Consider the following 23,650-nt stretch of genomic DNA (forward strand, 5'->3'; position numbering starts at 1 on the left):
GGTTTCATCTTATCGGAGGGAATGGAGTTTTCGCATTTATCGTGAAACGCTTTCGCGTTTTTCGTGCGCCGCTTCAGCGGTGTGCCTGCGGGCTGTCTTTTACGAAGCCGAGCATCCACTGGTGCACGTGGTCAAGGTTTGCAAAACCACCCTGCGCGAATGCACGCAGCAGGTTCAGGGTCGCAGCAGACTGACGGTATGCCTTTACCTGACGCTCAGGATCAGGGATACGAAGAAACTCTTCGTTGAACTCGATACCGTTGATGATGTCACCACGGTAGCCTGGCAGCTCGATGCCATCTTTCTTCTCAATGTTGGAAGAACGTGGCTTTGCGAACTGACCTGCAATACGGCCTACTTTCACAACCGGCTGCTGTGCACCATCGGTAAGGGCCACAGCCATCTGCAGGAATGCTCAAAAAAGTCGCGGATGTGATCAGCGTGGTGCTCCGCAAAGCTTTCCGCACAATCACCACCTTGCAGATCCGCACCCTCGGCAACATCAGCGAGCTGCGCTTTCAACTTCCACCTCACCTGCAAACACGAGCGGCGGATAGATCCCAGAGGCGACTTTCAACGTCTGCCAATGCTTCCTTATCTGGATAGTCCGGCACCTGCACGATCGGTTTTGATCACCAGAAATCCGGTATTACCATTTCTCCGCCATTTTAAAACTCCATCAATATCCGGAATGCTGCCAGCGCGCCCAATGCACTTGTCTTTGGCAGCTATAATTCTTTCGAGCAGTTCTCATTTTCTGACAAAAGCCCAGAAAGGCTTATACACGCCGCCCGATTGTCTGACTTCGGGTACGTATACGTTGTTTTATCGCTGTAGTTCAGATTGCTACGGAAAAAATTCAGCTCTCACGAGAATCCATCAAACCAATCGGCTTTAGAGCTATTATGTTACAAAATCGAAACTTGGTAGAGAATCTTTCAAAGCACCCTTTTGGATCGCGGATGAACACTTGTGTAAAGATACATGAAGCGTTCACACTGCTGATCCTCAAGGCATATTTCAGCGATTTAAATCTGAGCATTCACAGATTTGAGTAGATCGTCAATGGTCGCGGCCAGCTCATTGGAGAGCACGATTGCCCGTGGATCGTACGGATCCTCGCGGTCCTTCAGGATCGGCACGCGGTCCCAACCATCGGTGGTTTCCACGAAGTGCTCCAGGCCCCTCCTGCCCCCAGAGGCGGTAGAAACCAGCCATGACACAGTCTGCGTAACTCTGCAGGATTGGGTGCTCATCATTGCCCCAATGGGCGTACTGGTCCTGAACCTGATAGAGGAACGTGTCCGCAGGCATCTGTCTGCCACAGTCTGGCACGAAGCTTCCTCGATGAGAGACTTTGCGCGAATAGTGCCATTCGCGTTTGTCCAGTGCTGGCAGGTTGGCTTTGGTATCGAGAACCATTGCACCGCGGATGACGACCTTCTTCACGGCGAACGCCAAGTGCACCAACGCCGACACCAGACATGCGGCCATTGCCTTCTTTGCCCTTTGAGCAGCCACGCCATTCCCGTTTCCATCCACTCAGCTGTCCGGCAATCACGGTTGTGCCGGTTGGCAGAGTTTCTTCGTTTACAAGTGAGCCATAACCAAAATAGCAAATCTGGTCCTGTGTGAGGTCAGTCACGGGTATTCCTATCAAAACTTGAGAGATGCCCTGCTCTTGTCGCAAGGCAAAAAAGAACCGCTAGCAAGGACTCACGGTTCTTTGAAAGTCGACTAAAGTTTAATTCTTGCGGATGCGCTCAGTTGGTTCGCGCATTGTCACCAACTCTTCCGCGGCAGTTGGGTGAACCGCAATGGTGCGATCATAATCTGCCTTGGTAGCACCCATGGTCAGCGTGACGCCGATGATCTGGATCAGCTCGCCAGAATCCGGACCATGATGTGAATGCCAAGGATTTTGTCTGTGTCTGCATCCACCAGCATCTTGAGGAACATCTTGCCCGGCTTGCCGGATAGCGTGTTCTTCATTGGACGGAAGGAAGAGGTGTAGATATCAATGTTGTTGAAACGCGCTTCCGCTTCTTCCTGCGTCAGACCGGCGGTGCCGATTTCTGGCTGGGAGAAAACAGCGTAGGGATCATGGAGTGATCTACATGCCATTCTTTGCCACCATAGGTGCTGTCAGCAAAAGCATGGCCTTCACGGATCGCAACTGAGGGTCAGGTTGGCGCGGTTGGTTACGTCACCAACAGCAAAGATGCTTGGTACGGAGCTCTGGCTCTGCGGGGTCACGACGATTGCCCCTGCCTTATCGAGCTCAACACCAGCTTCTTCGAGGCCGAGGCCTGCTATCTTTGGACGACGACCGATTGCGTGAACCACCTGATCTGCTTCAATCACTTCACCAGCATGGGTGGTCACTGTCAGGCCGCCCTCATGCTTCACAATAGAAGCGATGGTGGACTTGGTTTTGACTGTGATGCCCTTTCTTCCATCTGCTCATGCAGACCGGTGCGCAGGTCCATATCAAAACCGCGCAGGATCTTCTTCGCCACGGTAAACCAGCGTGGTTTCAGAGCCCATTCCGTTGAAGATGCCAGCGAACTCGACCGCGATGTAGCCGCCACCGACAACAATGGTGCGCTTCGGGAACTCGGAGAGGTGGAATGCTTCGTTGGATGTGATGGTGTGCTCACAGCCAACAAGGCCAGCATCCACGTTTGGCGTTGCGCGAACAGCAACGAGAATGCGCTCAGCTGTGATGACCTGATCAGTGGAGAGCAAGCGAACGGTGTTCGGGCCTTCGATAACAGCACGGCTGTCGTGCAACTCAACACCGGACTTGTCCAGGTTGCGGCGGTAGATGCCTTCGAGGCGGGTGATTTCCTTGTCTTTGTTTTCAACCAGCTTATACTCTCAAGTCGAAGGTCGGCGTGCCGTTCAGGCTCCAGCCATACCCGTCAGCGTTGGCGAATTCTTCCGTGAATTTGGAAGCATATACAAAGAGTTTTTTGGAACGCAGCCGCGGATTACGCAAGTACCGCCGTAGCGAAATTCTTCAGCAATACCAACACGGGCGCCATGGGTTGCTGCGATACGTGCTGCGCGCACACCGCCGGAACCAGCCCCAATAACAAAGAGATCGTAGTCGAAATTAGTCATTACAGCCCACTTTCGTTAGCAATAAACATTATGCAACGACGTTTCGTTACGCTCTAAGGTCTTGTCTTATAAAAACGTAGGCTCAGACTTGGGCCAGATACGCCCAAATTTCAAGGGGCGTATCTGATCTAACTGTTCATTTTGGATGGCGATTTCGTGATCGCTTATTGAGCAGCCATCGCGGCGAGTTTCTGACGTGCAATCGCAACCATGTCGGTGCTGGTTGCGTCGCCCCACTGCTTCGCTGCACCGATGGTCAGCGCGGACAGTGTGCCGGACAGGTCAGCAAGACGCTTACCAGTGTCAGAGTTGTAGAAAGTCGCGATTTCATTGAGCTGCTCTTCGGTGAAGCGGCGTGCCCAAACTTCGTAGATTACGCGGTCCAGCTCCTGACGGCGGGGATAAGTTCAACAGCAGCTTCGTTGACAGCAATGTCGATCTCAGCGCTCATCGCCGGATTGGAGCGGATGAACAGGGTGCGCGTGCGCTCAGCAACATCTGGAAGGATGTTGTCGAAGTTCTCGATGGACTTTGTTGCACGAACGGCTGCTTTTGCAGCTTCGATGTGGCTTTCAGAAATGGAATTGTCCTGAGCCATGACCGGGCTGGAAATCAGCACACCAGCAACAACCAGTGATGCGACACCTGCAATTGCTGCAGACTTGAACTTAGCGAGCATAAAATGGCTCCCCTATATTTTAATCAGCTGTCCTTAAATGACTGTCAGGATAGCTTAAGGTTCCAAGACACGAATTTCATCAGTACCGGCGACATAAGCCCGTACCGCCATATCAATAAACAACCCGTGTTCAACGACACCCGGAATAACTTCCAGGCGTTTTGCCAGTGACTTCGGATCGCTGATTGCCTTCAGGTGGCAATCAAGAATGTAGTTGCCGTTATCGGTTACAAGTGGCTTATCACCTGCCATACGCAGGATCATCTCGCCTTGCAGCCCCTCAGCGTCCAAGCTGTTTTGCATCATCTGCCGGGTAGCCTCAAGCCCGAATGGGATAACCTCCACGGGAAGCGGGAACTTTCCGAGGGTATCAACAATTTTGCTCTCATCTGCGATGACAAGCATACGGCCAGATGCTGCCGCGATGATTTTTTCGCGGAGCAGCGCCGCACCGCCACCTTTGATGAGGTTCAGCTGCGGATCGATCTCGTCCGCACCATCAATTACAAGGTCCAGCACCGGCGTTTCATCCAGTGTGGTCAGTGGAACTCCCAGTTCATCACAAAGCGCCTGAGAGTAAGAGGAGGCTGGAACACCGATGATCTCGAAACCATCCTTGACCATATCTGCCAGAAGGCGGATCATTTCGTTGACTGTTGATCCAGAACCTATCCCCAGCTTCATGCCGGGCTTAACTTCCTTGAGTGCTGCAGCTGCGGCCTGCGCCTTCAAACTCATTGCCATCTGACTATTTTCTCTTCCCCGGACCCTAAGCTTCTTAGGAAACATTCACAATTCAGAACAATTTTGCCTAGTTATACCGCTTGGGTCTACTCTGACATAACTCCTGCTGATTACCATGAGGTGCCAGCCCCGCCAAGCAGCAATCCACCCAACACACTATAGGTTTTCCTCGCAAATTGACTTCACGGCGAATTTCGTTAGGGTGGCGCGGATTTTCTCAACAGAAACGAGCTTAAGTATGACAACACCAGTTCTGGTTTTCGACCTAGACGGTACTCTCCTGGAGACCATGGGAGACCTAACAGCGTCGATAAATCATGTTTTGGTAGAAGCCGGATTTGAAGCCATTGAACCTGAACGGGTCAGAAAAATGGTGGGTGCTGGCGTGAAAGTGCTGATGACCCGTGGGCTTGAGGCGAACAAGATTGAAGTGACAGACGAAGTTCTGGAACCGCTGCTTGCCAAGTTTATTCGTTACTACGAAACCCACATTGCCGATCACACTCACGCTTTTCCTCAGGCGCTGGAAACAATTGCGCGCTTGAGAGAAGCAGGCTGGAAAACCGCTATCTGCACAAACAAGCTGGAAAAACTGGCCAAGCCTCTGGTTCGGGCCATGGAGATGGAACATCTGTTTCAACTCGGTAGTCGGTGGTGACACCTTCTCCAAGTGAAGCGGCCAGCCAAACGCGAAAGCGTTTCACGTATAATGTGAAAACTCCTATTTTCTGTCTTTACTGGGGTTAATCGGTTTGCATAACTGAACGAGTAAATAATATATAACTGAACGAGTAGATGAACAGTAAACATACACATCCACGATAGCTGCAACAGCACCTGAATGTTCCAGCATGTAACCCACACGATCTTGAGGGTAAGCTGGGTCCAAAGGTACATAGGCACACCCTGCTCGCATTACGCCAATTAAAGCTGCCACAAGCTCCCAGGAGCGCTTCATGCATACCCCTACCAAGGCGCCGGGTTGAATATCCCGGCGCTCAAGCTCCGCCGCAATCGCGCCGGCCCGCTGCAGCAGGCACTCGTAGCTCACTCTGACCTCCCCATCAATAATCGCTATGCGATGAGGTGCTGCTTTCATTTGCTGTGCAATCAAGTGGCAGACTGAAATATTGAACTGGGATCTTATTTTGGAGTTTTTAACTGGACTACTCACAGAATCTTACCTTTTATCTTTATTAAAGATCTGGAAATTAACTTTCAATGCAAATTAATGTCTTTCAAACTTGGTCAAGTTTCTTACTATTTAGAGCTCCCCTAAATTTAAAACCAAACACACAAGTACAAATATTTATTTGAACCTTACAAAAAGTGTAACACTCAAACTGATACTAAATTCTCTATTTAGAGAGGTTTTTAGCTTACACCAAAGCTTCATCTTTTAAATAAGTACCGCCAGGAACTCTAAACCAACAAACAAACGCTACGCAGACAAAAGCTCTACCAAGTAAATTGTTGAGTTATCTTTCAGGGAAAACTTGATAAACAAGCACCTAAACCCCTTCCCTCGCAACCCTGCAGCTCAATCTTACTATAATCACCTTATATTTTTTTATTGCCAAAGAAATTTATACGACTGCACCCACAGTTAAAAATTTACTAGAAAATGATTCACTCTCATTGAGTATTCAAATAAATGGTACATGCATGCCTACCTGCATTTCGAAAATGTTCACAGAGAGGAATAACAACCAGAAAAAAGGCACCTTAAGTGCCATCAAGATTAAGCGGTTTATTTACAGCTTACTAAGAACAAATAAAGAAAATAAAATCAGACCCCGCGTATCGAAAGGTTTGAGAAGATCGCCATTGACCGCAATGATCCTAATAGCACCCCAATCCCTCCTATTACTCCCTGGACAGCACGATACGATACTTGGGATTGCCCGACTTCAAATGCTTAAAAGCTTCTTCTATCTGGCTCATAGGATAAATTTCCACCTGCGGCCTGATCTGATGGTGTGCGACAAAGTCAAGCATCGTTTCAATGGCTGCAGGGCTGCCCACTGGAGAAGCGGAGATATCGCGCTGGCCAAATATCATGGGGAAGAGGGTAAACTGGATTGGATCCACAACAGCACCGACAAAATGCAGGCGCCCTTTTGGTTTTAAAGCCTGAATATAAAATCCCAATCCAGATTGACATTGACCGTGGAGATTATGAAATCGAAACTCATGGAGGCTGATTTAATTTCCTCCGGATCACGTGAATTCAATGTATTGTGAGCACCGAGAGACAAAGCTTCGGTGCGCTTATGCTCACTGGAAGTAAATGCCGTTACCTCACAACCCCAGGCATTCAAAAACATCAAGGCCAAATGCCCCAGGCCTCCTATACCAATCACCCCCACTTTAGCCGTCGGTTGAATATCAAACTGTATCAGAGGGTTAAATACCGTAATGCCGCCACACAGGAGAGGCCCAGCCGAAACTAGGTCTACTCCCTCTGGAATAACCACCAGGCTACCCATATCTGCACGAACTTTATCGGCAAAGCCCCCGCCGGTAAGGGTGGTAAAGCGAGCTTCGGCACACAAATTTTGATCGCCCCGCCGGCAGTAGTGGCAGGTCTCACAATAGCCGGAATTCCAACCCAGGCCGACAACCGTTGAAGCGGCGCACGAAAAACGCGAAAGTGTTTCACGAGAATGTGTAGGGTAGGGAAACACACGAGAATCCGAAAGGTTAATTGCTTTTTGCGATACGGTTAGTGGGGGGAGTTACATTCCCATGAAGTGGAGAGCAGTTGATCGAAAGCCTTGATTGCCTCCCCCTCCACCGGCGAGTGTCAGGGAACAGGCTCACTTTCCCCGTGTAGCGAACTCTTCCATTTGCGCCAAATCAAAAATACCGGGGTACGACAATATTGGCGAGACGAAGATTACCGCCCCGTCGGCACCGCTCGTGCTCGTGGTAGGTGAAAACATCCACTGCCCATAAAACCGGCCACAGCCACAGGCCACCATCACCCGAAGCAAATCATTGCCCTCGACCCTCCGGCGCCATCACGTTAATAACCAGCACCTCGCGCGCCGGGGCGGCCTTCATTGGCACTGTCCAACCGGGAACGGGCCGGCTGCTCGATATGGCGAGCTCTCAGGTACCGCTTCGGGTTCAGGAACATGAGCGCCATCCATCGCGCTGAGGACTTTCGGCCTCGTCCAGCGCCTGTTCGTACCACCTGCTCCTCTCCCACTGGACTCCATCAGCGTGGGGACCTGCTCTTCCAGATCGAAAACACCTGTACTCCTCACCCCCTCTCTGCGGGCTGCTGCCGGCGAGGGGTTTGCGCGAGGAAATAAAGCTCTCCTGCACCTGGCTATTCACATGCAGGGCATCCTCCGGTGGGGGCGGCGATGCACTACCCGCGCCTGCCCGGGCAATTCACTATTCGCGGACTTGGGGCTCTCCCCGCTCGCGGGGTTTGCGCACCGAGGGCTTCAGCCTCTGCCTCGGACCCAGCGGGTGAAGCGGCGCACGAAAAACGCGAAAGCGTTTCACGATAAATGCGAAAACCACAAAGTACACCGACTAACTTTTCTTGGTTGGTACCCAGTTGCTCCACTGAACGAGACGACATCAGGCCGCCCCTCAAACTGGATCGCATGGTCGCGATCCTTAGCGAGCAGCAGAGGTCCATCCAGATCGACAAAGTCAGCGTTTTGCGCCAGCAGCATGGCAGGGGCCATGGCCAGAGACGTGGCGAGCATGCAGCCAACCATAATGACGTAGTCCATCTCTTCTGCCTTGCGCAGCAGCTTCAGGCCTTCTGTCAGACCGCCGGTCTTGTCGATCTTGATATTGATCGCCGAGTAACGATTGCGCAGGCTTTCCAGATCTTTTGAGGTGTGCAGGCTTTCATCTGCGCAGATTGGGATGAGGTGCTCCACCTCTGCCAGAACAGCGTCTTTGCCTGCTGGTAACGGTTGCTCCACCAGACCAACGCCTGCCTGCTGACAGGCTTTGATGTTGGCTTCCAGATTGCTTTCCGACCAGCCTTCGTTGGCGTCCACAATGAGCTTGCTGTTTGGCGCTGCCTGTCTGACAGCCGCGATGCGTTCCACATCGCCATCACCTGCGAGCTTGACCTTGAGGAGCGGGCGGCTGGCTGCTTTTGCTGCATCCTCTGCCATCTTCTCAGGTGTGCCAACGGAGATGGTGTAGGCGGTTTCCAGAATGCGCTGGGATTTGATGCCGACCAGTTCAGCTACAGTGGTATTTTGGCGTTTGGCCGTCAGATCCCAGAGGGCGCAATCCACTGCGTTGCGGGCAGCGCCTGCCGGGATGAGGCTTTGCAGCTCTTCGATGGAGACACCAGCTTCAATAGCAGCGCGGGCAGCTTCGATCTGCGCGGTGACGCTTTCAACGCTCTCGCCGTAACGGGGATAAGGCACGCACTCGCCGCGACCGGTGAGGCCATCCTGTGTGAGGCTGGCGGTGACAACGTTCACCTCGGTTCGGGAACCGCGGGCAATGGTAAAGCTTCCCGCAATTGGGAATGTTTCAGCTTCAATAGATAGGCGACAGGTCAAACCAGTTTAAACTCCGCGCAAATATGATCAATGATTGGATCGGTCCCGAAGCGGACAGGATCAGTTGCGGGCAGTTTATGCTCTTCACTCAGCTCTTCAATCAGGTTTTTTGCATGATTCTCAGAAAGCATCATGGTGTTGATGGCAAGGCCGACACAGTGGATGTCCGGGTTTGTCAGGCGGCCAAACTGTACGTTCAGGTCGATGATTTCCTGAATGGATGGGATTGGTGTTGAGACGCCGCGCATGGTGGAGCGGGTTGGCTCATGGCAAACCACAAAGGCATGGTCAGCTGCATGAAAGCGGCGCACGAAAAACGCGAAAGCGTTTCACGATAAATGCGAAAACACGTAACTTGGTTTCTTAACGTTAATCGCATGGCTCAATAAAACTGAACCAATAAATGACATAAACATTAAGCCATGAATATAAGCGCCGACGAATAGGAGTGCGTGTCCCATGCGCAAGGTCCTGTAACTTGAATAAAGTCGCGGTGACTTCGGGGACAAGACGCACAATCCAAATTAACGTTTAAGTTGGAGCCAATGGCTCTGCTAGGGTAATAAAATGAAGCGTACTTTCCAACCGAGCAACCTTGTTCGCAAGCGTCGCCACGGCTTCCGGGCACGTATGGCAACCAAAAATGGCCGCCAGGTTCTGGCACGTCGTCGTGCTAAGGGTCAGTGAGTTAACCAGTTGCGACTGAAGTGATGAAACGCGAGAGCGTTTCACGTAGATGCGATCATCGCCGATATACCAAGAAATGAAATGTGAACATCCGGCTCCATATGAGTCGAAAAGACGGAACGTCATGGAGCAGGTTGCAGATGGCGATGAGAATGGTCGAGGTGAGCGGTATGGCAGACTTGAGCCGTGGCATCTCGGCTCGTCCTGCCGAAATGTAGAGCCCCTGGAACAATCAGAGCCATGGCGACCAGCCAGAGGAGGTCGAGGGCGAGATTGTCCAGATCAAAGACGGTTTGCAGGTAACTGAATCACCAGCAACTGGATGCTCATGCGAACGATGGAATATGGCCAGATCTCTGGAGAGGTCTTTGAGGCCCATGGACCAGAGCAGGGACAGCGGGATCACCGCAAGTAGAAAAACGCCATATGACTCCATGGAACAGTTGAGGTCATTGTGAGCGCTCCTCTGTGTTGATGTGGTCTGGTTCGGGAAGCGTGATGACCCGATCTATCTCGCCCTGCAAAATGAGCATCGTGGGTCACGACGAGCAAGGTTTCAGCTTGTTCTAAAAGCAGTTTGGCGCAGGCGAGGGCGTGGGCTTTGTCGAGCGCAGCGGTTGGCTCATCCGTGAAGCGGCGACGAAAAACGCGAAAGCGTTTCACGATAAATGCGAAAACTCGATTCCCTCCGATAGATGAAACGGTTAAAAACCGAGTTTTGCAACCAACGAAATAGGGCAAAACATAAGCCGAAAGCCCACGCCCTCGCCTGCGCCAAACTGCTTTTAGAACAGGCTGAAACCTTGCTCATCGTGACACACGATGCTCATCTGCAAGGCAAGATAGATCAGGTCATCACGCTTCCTGAACCAGACCACATCGGCACAGAGGAGAGTGCACAATGACCTCAACTGTTGCTTGGAGTGATCTGGCGTTCTTTTACTTTATCGCGATCATCCCGCTGTCCTTGCTCTGGTCCATGGGCCTCAAAGACCTCTCCAGAGATCTGGCCATATCCATCGTTCGCATGAGCATCCAGTTACTGGTGATCGGCTTTTACCTGCAAACCGTCTTTGATCTGGACAATCTCGCCCTCAACATCCTCTGGCTGGTCGCCATGGCTCTGATTGCAGCTATCACCTCTGCAGGGCGAGCCGAGATGCCACGGCTCAAGTCTGCCATACCGCTCACCTCAGCCATTCTTATCGCCATGCTGCCAGTACTGCTGATGTTCATCGTCGTGCTCAGCCGCACTCAAGCGGCGCACGAAAAACGTGAAAGCGTTTCACGATAAATGCGAAAACTCCATTCCCTCCGATAGATGAAACGGTTAAACAACCGCCTGGCTTCAGACAACTGACGAAGTAAACAGGACATAAACACCGCGCTGGCCAAGGGTGGTGAAGTAGTTCAGCACGTTGAAGCTGGACACTTTCAGCTCACCGCCAACATCAGCAGGCTGCTCAGGACGTGCACCGGAGTTGGTGCTCTCGTCGATGGACAGCTGACCATCAACAACCAGAGTATGGCCGTCGAAGCCTTCTGTCAGAACACCTTCGATCGGAGCGTCGATTTCTGTGCCGAGACGCAGAGTTGCGCCAGCAGAGAAGTCGTCGTCTTTGTCGAGGTAACCGTTGCCGTTGTCGCCGTTTTCAGCAGTCACAGGAACGTAGGTGAACTCATCAGGGTTCTGCTCAGAAGAACCATCATCAATGAGGATGCGGTTGTTCTGGTTCATTTCCTGATGTTCGATGATCTGGTCCAGCTCGTCCTGCGGATCATACAGGTGAGTTGCCTGATACTGGGAGCCAGCGGAAACTGTAATCTGACCGTAGCGGTCGAAATTGAAGTTTTCGATGACTGTCAGAGCATCGTCTGTGCCGGAAGCAATGCTGACGCGCATACCTTCCAGAGCTTCCAGGTTATGCTGGTTTGTCGGAGACAGAAGCACCTGCATGTATTCTGGAAGTTCGTTGCCAGAAGACAGAACGTTCAGATCAGCAATGTTTGTCAGCTGGGTCTGGCCGCCGAACTCAGCAACTGTACCGCCGAAGGACACTGCATCACCAACTGCAACGGTTGGAGCCGCGCCGGTGTAAACGAAGATACCTTCAGAGGTTGCTGCATTGCCGTCACTGTCAGTGGTTTCTTCCTGAAGGTAGAAGCCATTGCTGGTCAGGCGGGTTACAAGCGCGCTCACGTAAACGAACTCACCAACCATGCCGGATTCTGCACCTTCACCCTGAATGGTGGAGATGAGAGTAGGCGCGGTGTCGTCGTTCTCAACAGTGCTGGTTGCGCTCTTTGTTGTGATCTTGCCACCGGTTGGGTTGCTCAAGGTCACGGTCAGAGCTTCGCTCAGTTCTGTTGTTTCATCACCAGTGATGTTGACTGTGATGGTCTTGGTGGTTTCGCCAGCTGCAAACTCGATGCTACCGGATGGCAGAGTGCCACCGAAGTCAGCTGCATCAACGTCACCGCCAACAGCAAAGTCAACAGTACCAGCTTCAGACAGATCACCATCACGGGTCACGGTGAACTCGAAGGAGGTTACGCCGCTGTCGCCTTCAGCTTTGGAGTCAGCTTCAGCCGCAATTGCGTAGGTTGTGGAGGTACCACCGCCACCTGTTGTATCGCCTTCCAGCTTCAGGTTCTGCAGTTGAAGCGGCGCACGAAACGCGAAAGCGTTTCACGATAAATGCGCAACTCATGGGTCCCAAGTACTTGTCGTTAATATCCGGCTGGAACATAAGACTGAGCCAGTAACTTAAAAAGTACCCATCAGCCCAACCACTTCGGAAAGCTCCGAGACTGTGGCCCAGCGCGTGGCAAGAGCACGGGCTATTCAGCAGGCACGTTATGCATCGCTGGGACTGGACATAACTGTAAACGCTCATGCAAGTGCGCGGATCATCGAACAGATTGTTGCGCTCGATAATGGCAGCAAAGAACTGATTGAGCAGGCTTCCATTCAATTTGGCCTATCGGCGAGAGGCTATCATCGCGTTTTAAAACTCTCTCGCACAATCGCAGATATGGATGGCTCGGATAAAGTGCAGAGAATCCACTTGGCCGAAGCGCTGAGTTTCAAGCGCTCTTCGGCCTATTTGGCAGCAGCATAATCTGTTATATCCTACCAATTGAATTTTACTGAATTTCCGAAATAGTTCGGCTGGAGCAAAAGCAGTGTTGAAGCGGAGACTAAAAACCGAGGAGAGCACCCACGTTGTTACTCAGGCTCGCGTGTCTCTGATCAAGCAAACAGAAGTCTCAGAGCAGTCCTCGTTTATTCTCAAGAGCCTTTCCATCTTCGTTGGTGTTGTTTGTCTTGCAATCGCGCTGCTTTTGACGGATTGGCGTTCTGCACAAAGCCTTTATGTGGTGCTGCTTGCCTTTGGTGCCGGCGCTGTTCTGTTCCGCCGTTTTCCTGCAAGTGATGTGATTGCACAAAGCTGGAAAACTGCCCAAATCCAAAGTGAGGTGGAGCAGCTGGAAGATCCTTCTGAACTGGCCAGTGATGCGGATTGGCAGTTGCGAGAAGCCGATGATCGGCACCGTTCCATTCTGGATGCGCTGGGCGCTATTGTTATTCGCTGTGACAGCAGCGGTCTCGTGCTCTCCATCAATGATGCCGGGAAGCGGAATTTTCCTGCTGGATTTGGCATTGAAGTGGGCAAAGCCATTCACTTGCCTTATGCGGAAGACTTCACACCAGAACTTGAAGAAAGTGCAGCAGGAACAACGGAAGATGTCGCCTTGCGCACAAAGCACGGTACTCGTTGGTATTCTCTGCTGCGTTTGAGCATTCGTGACGGCAGCGGGGGAGCTCCGATCATCCAATGGATCCTCACGGATGTCACAGACCGGCGGCACGCAGAGCAAAAGCTACGTGCAGACCGGGACCATGCCGCAAATGCCAGTGAAGCTAAATCCCGGTTTCTCGCAATGGTTAGTCATGAAATCCGAACGCCGCTCAACGGCGTGCTGGGCATGGCTGATTTGCTTGACGACACTTCAACAACCGCCGAGCAGCAGAACTACATCAACGCTATCAAAACGTCCGGCTCAACGCTTCTCATGCTGATTGATGAGGTTCTTGATTACTCAAAGATCGAGGCCGGAAAACTGGAGCTGGAGACCGGAGCGGTAGAACTGACACCATTGGTCGAGCGTGTGGTGGAGTTGCTGTCTCCCAAGGCTCATGCCAAAGGGCTTCAGATCGGTTCTTACATCGCACCGGAAGTCCCGGAGACGATCCAGAGTGATCCAGCCCGGCTTCAGCAAGTGCTCTACAATCTGGTCGGCAACGCAATCAAGTTCACGGAGCAGGGCGGTGTTTCACTGGTCTTGCAGGTGTCGCAGGATTCCGCTGGCAATCATCTGTTGGAATTTGCAGTAAAAGACACTGGCCCTGGTATGGATGACGTGACTGCAGCGCGCATCTTCCGGGAGTTTGAACAAGGTGAATATGGACGCGATCGCAAGTTTGATGGTGCTGGATTGGGACTGGCGATTTCCAAGAGACTTGCAGAGTTGATGGGCAGCTCGCTGACTGTTCAAAGTCAGCTCGGATGTGGTTCGACGTTCCTTCTTGAAATGCCACTCGATCAGATTGTCGATGAGGCTATTGAAGAACATTCAGAGCACATTGCAATCCTGACCAGTAATCATATTGAAGCTGATCTGGTTCAGAGAACTCTGATCAGCAACGGTTTTGCTCATACCCGAGTACTTGATACAGAAGATTTAGAAGCAAATCTGCTTACAGCACAGCTTGATCGCCTGTTGGTTGGCGAAGAGTATGTTGAGCGTATTCGCGACTTCTATCAGGAGCATTCTATTCATGCTCCTGAGATCATCGTGTTCATCAAACCTCAGGAACGAGCTCGCATTGCCGATATCAAAACTGGCGAGTTTTCTGGCTACCTGACACGTCCTGTACGCCGCGCATCTTTGTTGCGCCTAATTGCGCTTGGTCCCGAAGTTGAAGAAACGGATGAGCAACACAGTGCGGCTCCAGAGGAGAACAAGCTGCCGACAGAACCGCAAGAGCACGAGCCTCATCTCAATGTTCTTGTAGCAGAAGACAATCCGATCAACTGGATGCTGGTCAAGGCGCTACTAAGCAAACTGGGGCACCACGCAGAGCTCGCCGAAGATGGGCATAGGGCTGTCACTCTCAGCGCAACCGGAACATTTGATGTGGTTCTGATGGATCTGCACATGCCAGGCCTTGATGGACTGGAAGCGATTTCCCAAATTAGAGGCAGAGAAGACAATTCTGCGGCTCAGGTTCCGATTTATGTTGTTTCAGCGGATGTTATGCCGGAGGCAAAAGAAGAGGCCCTGAAGGCTGGTGCCGATGGATTTTTGAGCAAACCCCTGAAAAAGCAGGATCTCGAAGCTGTGCTAAAGCGGTATGCTAAGGGGTAACTTGGTATATTTAGCCTGTTCAATATCAAGAGGCGGTTGTTATACTCAGGTTAACTGTGGTGACAGCATGGTTTAGCAGATATGGGCACGCTTAAGCGGATAAATGTTGGTGTTGTGTCACTCAACTGTCCTAAAACGAGCTTATATCAGAGATTGACTACCCAAAATTGACATGGGTTACTCGATTGGTGCAAATTCAGAAAGGCGTTCTCATTATTGCAATGTTTTTTAAACACCTAAGCAATATGAGATATTTATAGTATGGCTGGATCTGGACATCTTTCCCCGATGAAAGTCCTAAGAAAAATCACACCGAACAAGCTTGCAGGGCGACCTGCGCCGCGGTGGATCCCACAGGCAATGCTGGGAAAAATGCCGGAGGCAGGACAAAGCCTCGGTAAGATTGGACCGCTTGAAGTTCGCCTTTCCAATGGCGCCAAAGAACTCAAGATGTCTCAGCGTTTGCGCTACGAAGTGTTTTACGAAGAGATGTCTGCGATTGCAGATGCTCAAACGCAGCTGAGCCGCCTTGATCGCGACAGTTACGACGAGATCTGCGATCATTTGCTGGTAGTGGATCACAACAGTCAGGTTCGCAATAAACCGTTCTCCAAACTGAAGCCTCAGATTGTCGGCACATATCGCCTTCTCCGTCAGGAACTGGCTGAGTTGAACGGTGGTTTCTATACGGCTGGCGAGTTTGATATTCAGGGCATTTTGGATCGTCACAGTGATCTGAACTTTATGGAGCTTGGTCGCTCCTGTGTTCTGAAGCCTTATCGCACCAAGAAGACCGTTGAACTGCTATGGCATGGCATCTGGTCTTATGTGTTGATGCATAATGTGGATGTGATGATTGGTTGTGCTTCGATTGAGGGCACCGATCCTGATCTGCTTGCAGAACAACTTTCCTTCCTGCATCATTTTGCAGGAGCTCCGGAAGAATGGCGAGTTTCAGCACTTCCTGACCAGTATGTGGACATGAACCGCATTCCAAAAGATCAGGTCGATCAACGAGCTGCACTGCGTTCATTGCCACCGCTCATCAAGGGTTATCTGCGTCTTGGTGCCTTTATCGGTGATGGTGCTGTAATTGACCACCAGTTTGGAACAACTGATGTGCTGATCATTATGCCGGTCTCCAAGCTGAACTCGCGCTACGTGAATTACTATGGCGAAGATGCCAGCCGGTATTCCAGCTAGGTTCTCAGAAGCATCTCATTCAATGAAGGGCGGGTTTCCGCCCTTTTTGTTTGCGCAAATATCGATAAACGCTCTGCAGTTTTGGTCTCTGATCCTCGCAATTCGCGTGAATGGTTTAACGCAGAATTAAGCCTGTTTCCCTAAAATCGTTCGTGTTTTGTATCCAGGTTACGGTCTCTCTCCCAAGCGGTCTGTGGCCTGTGTTTGTTCAGGCATGCTCAGTCTTATCTGATCGCCATCGTCTGAGATAAGTGATTAGTATCGGGGTGATTTGGAGTTATGGCGACTGGCCAAAATGGAAATGGCAGAAAACGGAGGCCTGTGCGCCCCGGGCAACGCCCTTCCGGCAGACCGCCTCAGCAGCCCGGTGCCGGTCAGCCTAAACGCCCTCCACAATCACAGCGTCCTCGTTTGCAAGGCGTAGCACTGCGACCTGAAGACGACGAAGATTACATCCGCCGTCCAAACAGGGTCGCGGCCACGAACAAGCAGGCGTCCCCACGATCACGTCCTTCACCACAAGCTCCCTCAGCACCGAGCAGAAAACCTGCACCGCAGAGGCCACGGCAAACGCAAAACACCGCAGCCAAGCGGCCTGCGAAGAAGCCGAGCCGGAAGGCGAAGCAGCAGACATTGGCAGCACTGGATGCTGCAACATCCTCCGGAAAGCCCAAAGGCCAGAGTAAGTTCCGGCGGTTTATGTGGAAGTCGCTGCGCTTCTGCATGTACTGGAGCGTGGTGCTTGGCATCTGGGGCATCGTTGTTGTCGGCGGTATTCTTGCTTATTACGCGGCGCATTTGCCGCCAGCTTCAGAGTGGGCTGTGCCGCAGCGACCACCGAATGTGCGCATTGTTTCTGCAAATGGTACTTTGATCGCAAACCGTGGAGACACTGGCGGTGAGGCCGTTCGGCTGGAGCAACTGCCGAAGTACTTGCCTGATGCCGTGATGGCGATTGAAGATCGGCGGTTTAAGTATCATTTTGGGATCGATCCGATCGGTCTCGCCCGTGCAGCGTTTGTAAACTACACCAGCGGGCGTACCGTTCAGGGCGGGTCCACACTCACACAGCAGCTGGCTAAGAACCTGTTTTTGAAGCCGGAACGCACCATGCAGCGTAAGATGCAGGAAGTGGTGATGGCACTGTGGCTGGAGTGGAACTACAGCAAAGAAGAAATTCTGGAGATGTACCTGAACCGGGTCTATCTCGGCGCTGGAGCATATGGTGTCGATGCGGCGGCTCGTGTTTACTTTGGCAAATCAGCACGGCTGATCAATCTGGCTGAGGCTGCGACCATTGCAGGGCTGCTGAAAGCGCCGAGTAAGTATGCTCCAACGCGTAACGCGCAGTTGGCGGAAGGGCGCGCGCAGGTGGTGATTGCCGCTATGCATAGCGCGGGCTTCATCACGGCAGATGACGCCAAGAATGCTCTGTTTAATCCCGCACATGTGGTCACCAGTCACAACAGCAGCAGCGGCAATTATGTGGCTGATTATGTGATGGAGTTGTTGCCGGGCTATGTGGGGTCTATCGGTGAAGACATCATTGTCGACACGACGATCGACTGGGACATGCAGCAGGCGGCAGAAACAGCGCTTACCTCACGCATTGCGGAGTCTCGCCAGGAGTTTAACGTGACCCAGGGTGCTGTGGTTACGCTCAATCGCAGTGGCGCGATCCGCGCTCTGGTGGGCGGGGTAGATTATCGGAAGAGCCAGTTCAACCGTGCGGTTTATGCACGCCGACAGCCCGGTTCTGCCTTTAAGCCGTTTGTTTATCTGGCAGCGCTGGAGCGTGGACTTGGGCCGAATACCATTCGCCGTGATGCACGCGTGACATATCGCGGTTGGACGCCGAAGAACTACACAAAGCGCTACTATGGTGATGTGACGCTGACACAAGCGCTGGCATTTTCCATCAACACGGTTGCTGCCAAACTGGCACATGAGGTGGGGCCTGCGAACGTGGCGCGAACTGCGCGGCGCTTGGGCATTACTTCCTCTTTGAAGTCCAATCCATCGATTGCACTAGGTACCTCTGAGGTTACTCCATTGGAGATTGCAGCAGCTTATGTGCCATTTTCCAATGGTGGATATGGTGTGGTTCCGCATGTGGTTCGGCAGATCCGCAATGAGAAGGGTGAAGTTCTATACCGGCGTTCTGGTGATGGGACAGGGCGCGTTGTTCGAGGCGATAAGCTCAGCGAAATCAATAGCATGATGGCGCAAACCATTTATGGCGGCACAGGTAAGCGGGCATTGTTGGCAGGGCGTCCTGCAGGCGGCAAAACCGGGACCACGCAGGGCTATAAAGACGCTTGGTTCATTGGTTACACGAGTTCACTGACCACTGCTGTCTGGCTTGGAAATGACAACAACAAGCCGATGAAGAAGGTGAGTGGAGGGACGCTGCCGGCAGAGATCTGGGCCTGGATAATGGAAACGCAGCATCAGAACATTCCGATTGCGCGGTTGCCGGGCGTGCCGATCAATCTTGCAGAGACATCTCCATTGCAAAAGCCGGGTACAGCACCCGCACGGCGTCAGCCAACCTTTGTGACTGCTCCTCAGCAGCCACAGCCACCGCGGCCAGCTGTGCAGGCAACAACCGCTCCACCACCGCGGCAAAACAACAACAGCGCCAGTCCTTTGGATCTGCTTGGAAGGTTATTCGGAGGTGGGTAGGGTTATTCTTGCCCGTACAGATGTAGCTGAGAGCCGTGCTCTTTGAGCCAGCGTTGGGCTTGCTTGGTGTGAGGAGCTAACTCCTCACATATGCGCCAGAACTCCGGTGAGTGGTCCAGCTTCACAAGATGGGCAACCTCATGAGCCGCCACATATTCCAGAATATCAGGCGGAGCCATCACAAGGCGCCATGAGAAGGACAGCTTGCCATCGTGGGAGCAGGAGCCCCAGCGGCTTTTGGTATCTCGCAGTGTGATGCTGTGATAGTTGCGGCCGAGCTGTTGAGTGAAGTGCCGTACATGGCCTTCGATATCATCCTTGGCCAGTTTGCGCAGGAAGTCTTTGGTTTTGCGGTGGAAGCTTTGCGTTTCACCGGGGAGCAGCAGCAGTGGCTCTTCGGTTTCCTCTTCCATATCAAGCTGGGCCAGACCGCGCAGTTTGCCTGAGGAGCGCAAGGTATGCAGCACGCCTCTGATCGGGATGCGGGCATGCTCTTCAAACTTGATTGTATCTGGGCGGGAGCCTAATCGCTGCTTGAGCCAGCCCACTTGCCGATTGGCGAAGTCCTGAGCTGTTTTCAGATTGCCTCGGGCTGGGACGGTGATAACCGGGGTTGGGTCTCCCGGTGGAATTCTGAGGATGTAGCGCTTTGCTCTTGAGTTTCGTTTTAGGCGGATCTGTAGGGACTTATGGCCCAGATCCACCTCAATAAACTCCGGCAAAACCTTTGTCGCAAAGAACCCCATGTCACCTCAAAAATTGCACTGATTGCTCTCGTTATTACAGAGAAAAGGGTGATTTGAAAGTCAACCAGTGCCATTTACTTTAGTGCGCTGAAGTCTTGCAACACAGTTCAAACGCAGAAAAGGGTGCCCTGCCAAGACAGAGCACCGGATGCTTGTTATGAACCTTTAAGACCCATTAGATTGCTTCACCTGCTGAAGGTTCGCTTGGGCGGTTGTGACGGTTTCTCATGAACCGGTCGAATTCTTCCTGATCTTTAGCCCGACGCAGGTCGTTCATGTAATCATCGAATTCCTGACGCATGCTGTCGAGCTTTCTGCGCTCTTCTTCCAGGCGGTTCAGTTCTTTTTCACGGTAGTCGTCAAAAGCAGCGTTACCGCTGCGGGTCGCAGTTTGCATATTATCCATCGCATTTTTCAGATTGCTACGATTCCACTGGCATTTAGCTTCACGCTTCCAGCCATTAAAGTTGTCGCCCCACAAGATGTAGGCAAGCATAGCAAGACCAAGAGGCCAGAAAACTACGAATCCCAGAACCATAAGTGCAATACTTAGAGGATTCCAGGAGGGTTTTATTGCATTTACATTCATTAAAATCACCCCTTCTCAAATCAACAGACTTGAGATGGGGTGGTTCTATTTTCTTTTCAAGATATAGAATGAAATTTTATTAGACGATTGGTTATATTCACTTACATTCAATTAGAATGCACTGAATCATTGAGGCGACGCGCCTGCTCAACCCAATTGTCACGAACCATGCGGCCACGGATGTCCAGACGGTCATCCAGAGCGGCTGCCTGATCTTCTGTCAGGTTTGCAATCTGCCAGTAATGGAATATGCCAGCGCCGTTTAGTGCACGCTCTAATTTCGGCCCTACACCGCTGATCAGCTGCAAATCGTCGGCGGCACCTTTTGGCTCAGCCAGCAGGATTTCGCGCAATGGATCTCCCGCGAATTTCTCAGAAGGATTGTCGCGAAGTGCTTTCTTGGCAGCACGTTTGGTGGCTTGCTCTGCGCGAACATTGATCGGATTGTCCTGAATGAACTTCACGATCCGCGGAGCGATTTCGGAGCGGTATTTTGAACCGTTGAAGACCCCGTAGTGACCCACACCCGGCTGGATGTAGTGCATGCGGCGGCTGGACGGAATGTTTTCAGCCAGTTTTTGCGCGGCCTGCGTTTGGCCAACGCCGGAAATATCGTCATTTTCACCTTCAACGGTGAAGAGCGCGGTTCCGGTGATCTTTTTCGGATCAACCATCTTGCCACGATGCATCATCTCGCCCTTTGGCAGAGAATGCTCAATAAAGACCGTCTCGACTGTCTGAAGATAAAACTCAGAGGTCAGATCCATGACAGCAAGATACTCGTCATAAAAATCACGGTGCTTTTCAGCGCTGTCGCCATCACCTTCAATCAGGTGTTGGAAGAAATCGCGGTGAGCAACCATGTGGCGGTCCAGATTCATGCTCATGAAGCCGGAGAGCTGCAGGAAGCCCGGATAAACCTGGCGCGTGAACCCTTTGTGTGGGAAGGGCACTTCCATGATGACATTGCGCTTGAACCAGTCGATGCCTTTTTCGACGGCCAGATCATTCACGGCAGTTGGCGCTTCGCGGGTGTCGATTGGACCGCCCATCAGCGTCATGGTTGCCGGAGCGCATTTATCTCCGTTTTCTTCCATCAGAGAGACGGCAGCATATACCGGGACTGACGGCTGACACACAGCAAGGACGTGCGTGTTTGGCCCCAGATAATGCAGCATTTGCATGATGTATTCGATGTAGTCGTCCAGATCGAAACGGCCATCCGCAATAGGCACCTGACGGGCATCTTCCCAGTCTGTGATGTAGACATCCAGATTTGGCAGAAGAGCCTCAACAGTACCGCGCAGCAGTGTCGCGTAGTGACCAGACATCGGAGAGACGATCAGGATTTTTGGGTCGTCTTTTCTGCTTTTCGGCAGATCCCGCTTGAAGTGCAGCAGGTCGCAAAATGGTTTGGACCAGATGACTTCTTCCGTAATGTCGACTTCTTCGCCATCAACAACAGTGGTGTAGAGCTCAAATTCCGGCTTGCCATAGCGACGGGTCACACGTTCCAGCATCTCACAGGATGCGGCGACTGTGCGGCCAACTTGCGTGTGCGCCATGGGGTTCAGCGGGTTTTGAAAATACAAACGTGTCATATCCGCTGCAGCCCGGACAGGGGACATCGCTGCATGGTTCATTTCATACAAATGGTAGAACAGCACAGAATGTTTCCTCCCCAGACGTTCGCTTCAGCCAACTCTCGTTCATGTAGTTTTTTGATTTCCGCAGCACGAATACACTTTAGCCCGAAGTGCTGCACCGCAAAAGTATAGGCAGCCCTATACCTTTTCAGCAACATAGACTCATGGAGAAATACAAACCAACCTTAACTTGCATTGAAGATCAATAGGTTCTTCACCGCTGCCAAAGTGATTGTAAGTGTAACCGACCATGTTGCATTGCACAATATGTAAAATAATACCCCAATCGAATTGAGTAATTCGAATGCAATTATTTCACTAAGTTGAAATTGCTAATGAAATTTATTTGGGAATGTTAGTCGGAAGCCAGCTCAGCAATTACGGCATTCAGTAGAGGAAAGCCTGTTTGCGTTGCACGCAGGCGAGTGTTGCTCACCCATTCTACCATTCCGTTTTCCTGCAGGTTCAGCAGGCGTTGCGGATTGAACTGACGACCAGAGAGCTGTTCATAACGCGGTACGTCGATGCCTTCATGCAACCGCATACCCATCAGCAACAGCTCATCACCTTGCTCATCACGAACAAGTCTATCTTCAGAAATAGCGCCGTGGCCTTTGGTTTCAACCAGCCCCAACCATGTTTCCGGATGCTTTTCGGTGGACGTGGCCAGTTTGGTGCCGTCCTCCAACGTCAAACGACCATGAGCACCGGGACCAACGCCGACATAATCGCCGTAGCGCCAGTAAATTAGGTTATGCAGGCACTGAACGTCAGGTGCGGCGTGGTTGGACACCTCGTAGGCCGGTAAACCGCGGGCAGCAGTGATTTCCTGTGTCAGGTCAAACATGTCTGCGGCCAGATCAGGGTCCAACATCTCCAGCTTGCCAGCTGCGTAGAGGCGCTGGAACATGGTGCCGCTTTCGATGGTGAGCTGATACATGGACAGGTGGTCAGCTGCCAGATCGATGGCCCGGTTGAGCTCTTGCTCCCATGCCTTCAAGGTTTGGTTTGGACGGGCGTAGATCAGATCAAACGAAATGCGCGGGAATGTCTTGCGCGCAATTTCAACGGCTTGAATCGCTTCCGAAACAGAATGTTGACGTCCAAGGATCTTCAGTTCCTTGTCATCCAACGCCTGAATACCGACGGACAGGCGGTTTACACCAGCGGATCTGTAGCCTGCAAAGCGGGTCGCTTCCACGCTGGTTGGATTGGCTTCCATGGAGATTTCAGCGCTATCCGGCAGATGCCAGAGGCGGGCAATCTCGTTGAGAATGGTCTCAACGGTTTTGGGCTCCATGAGAGAAGGTGTGCCGCCGCCGAAAAAGATGGAGTTGACTGTGCGACCCGGCACCATCTGCGCATAGCGTGCCAGCTCTGTTGCCAGAGCTTTGGCGTAATGCTCCTGTGAGACCGGCTGATGGCGTACGTGGGAGTTGAAGTCGCAATACGGGCATTTTGCCAGACAAAATGGCCAATGCACGTAAATCCCAAAGCCGCCAACCGGTGACACAGTCATTCTTTTTCCTTTGCGCTTGCCAAAGATTTTTTTGTACGAGTTC

At 52.0% G+C, this 23,650-nt stretch carries 20 protein-coding genes and 4 pseudogenes; 8 read left to right on the forward strand and 16 right to left on the reverse strand.

The features are described 5' to 3' along the window. Positions 1 to 76 precede the first annotated feature (76 nt). The 7 genes and pseudogenes from ACJJIF_RS00540 to rpiA form a co-directional block, all read right to left on the reverse strand. Positions 77 to 623: pseudogene (locus tag ACJJIF_RS00540) on the reverse strand (3-deoxy-7-phosphoheptulonate synthase); the annotation flags it as partial. Positions 624 to 1,028: 405 nt separating this feature from the next. Continuing rightward, complete coding sequence (locus ACJJIF_RS00545) at positions 1,029 to 1,169, reverse strand: hypothetical protein (protein ID WP_444928373.1); 141 nt, start codon at positions 1,167 to 1,169, stop codon at positions 1,029 to 1,031. A gap of 575 nt (positions 1,170 to 1,744) precedes the next feature. After that, positions 1,745 to 2,124 (reverse strand): annotated as a pseudogene (locus ACJJIF_RS00550) (oxidoreductase dimerization domain-containing protein). 39 nt (positions 2,125 to 2,163) lie between these two features. Continuing rightward, positions 2,164 to 3,126: pseudogene (locus ACJJIF_RS00555) on the reverse strand (FAD-dependent oxidoreductase). A gap of 164 nt (positions 3,127 to 3,290) precedes the next feature. Continuing rightward, positions 3,291 to 3,512 (reverse strand): DUF2059 domain-containing protein, encoded by a 222-nt coding sequence (locus ACJJIF_RS00560; RefSeq protein WP_444928427.1) that lies wholly within the window; start codon positions 3,510 to 3,512, stop codon positions 3,291 to 3,293. Then, a complete protein-coding gene (locus ACJJIF_RS00565) occupies positions 3,500 to 3,805 on the reverse strand; it encodes a DUF2059 domain-containing protein (protein ID WP_444928374.1) in 306 nt (101 codons plus the stop codon). The genes ACJJIF_RS00560 and ACJJIF_RS00565 overlap by 13 nt, the downstream gene beginning before the upstream one ends. A 54-nt stretch (positions 3,806 to 3,859) precedes the next feature. After that, positions 3,860 to 4,549 carry a ribose-5-phosphate isomerase RpiA gene (gene rpiA, locus ACJJIF_RS00570; RefSeq protein WP_008551913.1) on the reverse strand — a complete coding sequence of 230 codons (690 nt, stop codon included), beginning with the start codon at positions 4,547 to 4,549 and terminating at the stop codon, positions 3,860 to 3,862. Positions 4,550 to 4,787: 238 nt separating this feature from the next. Here rpiA and ACJJIF_RS00575 point away from each other — a divergent pair, with 238 nt between their 5' ends. Continuing rightward, positions 4,788 to 5,207: an HAD hydrolase-like protein gene (locus tag ACJJIF_RS00575; RefSeq protein WP_444928375.1), complete on the forward strand. Its 420-nt coding sequence runs from the start codon at positions 4,788 to 4,790 to the stop codon at positions 5,205 to 5,207. Positions 5,208 to 5,270: 63 nt separating this feature from the next. On the opposite strand, the gene ACJJIF_RS00580 is transcribed toward ACJJIF_RS00575, so the two are convergent. The 4 genes and pseudogenes from ACJJIF_RS00580 to ACJJIF_RS00595 form a co-directional block, all read right to left on the reverse strand. Further along, a complete protein-coding gene (locus ACJJIF_RS00580) occupies positions 5,271 to 5,723 on the reverse strand; it encodes an AMP-binding protein (RefSeq protein ID WP_444928376.1) in 453 nt (150 codons plus the stop codon). A 692-nt stretch (positions 5,724 to 6,415) separates the two neighbouring features. Next, positions 6,416 to 7,173 (reverse strand): annotated as a pseudogene (locus ACJJIF_RS00585) (NAD(P)-dependent alcohol dehydrogenase); the annotation flags it as partial. A gap of 891 nt (positions 7,174 to 8,064) precedes the next feature. Beyond that, positions 8,065 to 9,099 (reverse strand): N-acetyl-D-Glu racemase DgcA, encoded by a 1,035-nt coding sequence (dgcA, locus tag ACJJIF_RS00590; RefSeq protein ID WP_444928377.1) that lies wholly within the window; start codon positions 9,097 to 9,099, stop codon positions 8,065 to 8,067. Further along, positions 9,096 to 9,410, reverse strand: a complete 315-nt coding sequence (locus tag ACJJIF_RS00595; RefSeq protein WP_444928378.1) for a DUF1611 domain-containing protein — start codon at positions 9,408 to 9,410, stop codon at positions 9,096 to 9,098. Before ACJJIF_RS00595 ends, dgcA begins: the two co-directional genes overlap by 4 nt. A 256-nt stretch (positions 9,411 to 9,666) precedes the next feature. Here ACJJIF_RS00595 and rpmH point away from each other — a divergent pair, with 256 nt between their 5' ends. The 3 genes from rpmH (at position 9,667) to ACJJIF_RS00610 (ending at position 11,080) form a co-directional block, all read left to right on the forward strand. Then, on the forward strand, positions 9,667 to 9,786 hold the full coding sequence (gene rpmH, locus ACJJIF_RS00600) for a 50S ribosomal protein L34 (protein ID WP_444928379.1): 120 nt from the start codon (positions 9,667 to 9,669) through the stop codon (positions 9,784 to 9,786). A 695-nt stretch (positions 9,787 to 10,481) separates the two neighbouring features. Continuing rightward, positions 10,482 to 10,691, forward strand: a complete 210-nt coding sequence (locus tag ACJJIF_RS00605) for a hypothetical protein (protein WP_444928380.1) — start codon at positions 10,482 to 10,484, stop codon at positions 10,689 to 10,691. Further along, on the forward strand, positions 10,688 to 11,080 hold the full coding sequence (locus tag ACJJIF_RS00610; protein WP_444928381.1) for an ABC transporter permease: 393 nt from the start codon (positions 10,688 to 10,690) through the stop codon (positions 11,078 to 11,080). The genes ACJJIF_RS00605 and ACJJIF_RS00610 overlap by 4 nt, the downstream gene beginning before the upstream one ends. A 54-nt stretch (positions 11,081 to 11,134) precedes the next feature. Here the strand turns inward: ACJJIF_RS00610 and ACJJIF_RS00615 are convergent, their stop codons facing one another. Continuing rightward, positions 11,135 to 12,445 carry a Calx-beta domain-containing protein gene (locus ACJJIF_RS00615; protein WP_444928428.1) on the reverse strand — a complete coding sequence of 437 codons (1,311 nt, stop codon included), beginning with the start codon at positions 12,443 to 12,445 and terminating at the stop codon, positions 11,135 to 11,137. Between the two features lie 121 nt (positions 12,446 to 12,566). Between ACJJIF_RS00615 and ACJJIF_RS00620 the strand changes: the two genes are divergently transcribed. The 4 genes from ACJJIF_RS00620 to ACJJIF_RS00635 all read left to right on the forward strand — a co-directional run bounded on the left by ACJJIF_RS00620 (position 12,567) and on the right by ACJJIF_RS00635 (position 19,107). After that, complete coding sequence (locus ACJJIF_RS00620) at positions 12,567 to 12,908, forward strand: magnesium chelatase subunit ChlI family protein (RefSeq protein ID WP_444928429.1); 342 nt, start codon at positions 12,567 to 12,569, stop codon at positions 12,906 to 12,908. Positions 12,909 to 12,972: 64 nt separating this feature from the next. Further along, a complete protein-coding gene (locus ACJJIF_RS00625; protein ID WP_444928382.1) occupies positions 12,973 to 15,219 on the forward strand; it encodes a response regulator in 2,247 nt (748 codons plus the stop codon). A 288-nt stretch (positions 15,220 to 15,507) separates the two neighbouring features. After that, positions 15,508 to 16,422 (forward strand): l-ornithine N(alpha)-acyltransferase, encoded by a 915-nt coding sequence (gene olsB / locus ACJJIF_RS00630; protein ID WP_014283314.1) that lies wholly within the window; start codon positions 15,508 to 15,510, stop codon positions 16,420 to 16,422. Positions 16,423 to 17,055: 633 nt separating this feature from the next. Further along, a complete protein-coding gene (locus ACJJIF_RS00635; protein ID WP_444928383.1) occupies positions 17,056 to 19,107 on the forward strand; it encodes a transglycosylase domain-containing protein in 2,052 nt (683 codons plus the stop codon). A gap of 2 nt (positions 19,108 to 19,109) precedes the next feature. Here the strand turns inward: ACJJIF_RS00635 and ACJJIF_RS00640 are convergent, their stop codons facing one another. The 4 genes from ACJJIF_RS00640 to hemW all read right to left on the reverse strand — a co-directional run bounded on the left by ACJJIF_RS00640 (position 19,110) and on the right by hemW (position 23,607). Continuing rightward, positions 19,110 to 19,853, reverse strand: coding sequence for a M48 family metallopeptidase (locus tag ACJJIF_RS00640; RefSeq protein WP_444928384.1), 744 nt, complete (start codon positions 19,851 to 19,853; stop codon positions 19,110 to 19,112). Between the two features lie 175 nt (positions 19,854 to 20,028). Further along, complete coding sequence (locus ACJJIF_RS00645; protein ID WP_041767818.1) at positions 20,029 to 20,442, reverse strand: DUF2852 domain-containing protein; 414 nt, start codon at positions 20,440 to 20,442, stop codon at positions 20,029 to 20,031. A 107-nt stretch (positions 20,443 to 20,549) separates the two neighbouring features. Further along, positions 20,550 to 22,109: a polyhydroxyalkanoate depolymerase gene (phaZ, locus tag ACJJIF_RS00650; protein WP_507021908.1), complete on the reverse strand. Its 1,560-nt coding sequence runs from the start codon at positions 22,107 to 22,109 to the stop codon at positions 20,550 to 20,552. Between the two features lie 334 nt (positions 22,110 to 22,443). Then, the gene (gene hemW / locus ACJJIF_RS00655) at positions 22,444 to 23,607 is read right to left on the reverse strand and encodes a radical SAM family heme chaperone HemW (protein WP_444928385.1); all 1,164 of its coding nucleotides are present in this window, start codon (positions 23,605 to 23,607) and stop codon (positions 22,444 to 22,446) included. Positions 23,608 to 23,650: the final 43 nt, after the last annotated feature.

The sequence above is a fragment of the Microbulbifer regidiadema (SeqCode) genome (assembly GCF_052467605.1).

Excerpts from the sequence above, each read along its gene's own strand:
- ACJJIF_RS00565 (WP_444928374.1), bottom strand. The coding sequence starts at position 3,805 with ATGCTCGCTAAGTTCAAGTCTGCAGCAATTGCAGGTGTCGCATCACTG.
- rpiA (WP_008551913.1), bottom strand. The coding sequence starts at position 4,549 with ATGGCAATGAGTTTGAAGGCGCAGGCCGCAGCTGCAGCACTCAAGGAA.
- ACJJIF_RS00575 (WP_444928375.1), top strand. The coding sequence starts at position 4,788 with ATGACAACACCAGTTCTGGTTTTCGACCTAGACGGTACTCTCCTGGAG.
- rpmH (WP_444928379.1), top strand. The coding sequence starts at position 9,667 with ATGAAGCGTACTTTCCAACCGAGCAACCTTGTTCGCAAGCGTCGCCAC.
- ACJJIF_RS00605 (WP_444928380.1), top strand. The coding sequence starts at position 10,482 with ATGAAACGGTTAAAAACCGAGTTTTGCAACCAACGAAATAGGGCAAAA.
- ACJJIF_RS00610 (WP_444928381.1), top strand. The coding sequence starts at position 10,688 with ATGACCTCAACTGTTGCTTGGAGTGATCTGGCGTTCTTTTACTTTATC.
- olsB (WP_014283314.1), top strand. The coding sequence starts at position 15,508 with ATGAAAGTCCTAAGAAAAATCACACCGAACAAGCTTGCAGGGCGACCT.
- ACJJIF_RS00640 (WP_444928384.1), bottom strand. The coding sequence starts at position 19,853 with ATGGGGTTCTTTGCGACAAAGGTTTTGCCGGAGTTTATTGAGGTGGAT.
- ACJJIF_RS00645 (WP_041767818.1), bottom strand. The coding sequence starts at position 20,442 with ATGAATGTAAATGCAATAAAACCCTCCTGGAATCCTCTAAGTATTGCA.
- hemW (WP_444928385.1), bottom strand. The coding sequence starts at position 23,607 with ATGACTGTGTCACCGGTTGGCGGCTTTGGGATTTACGTGCATTGGCCA.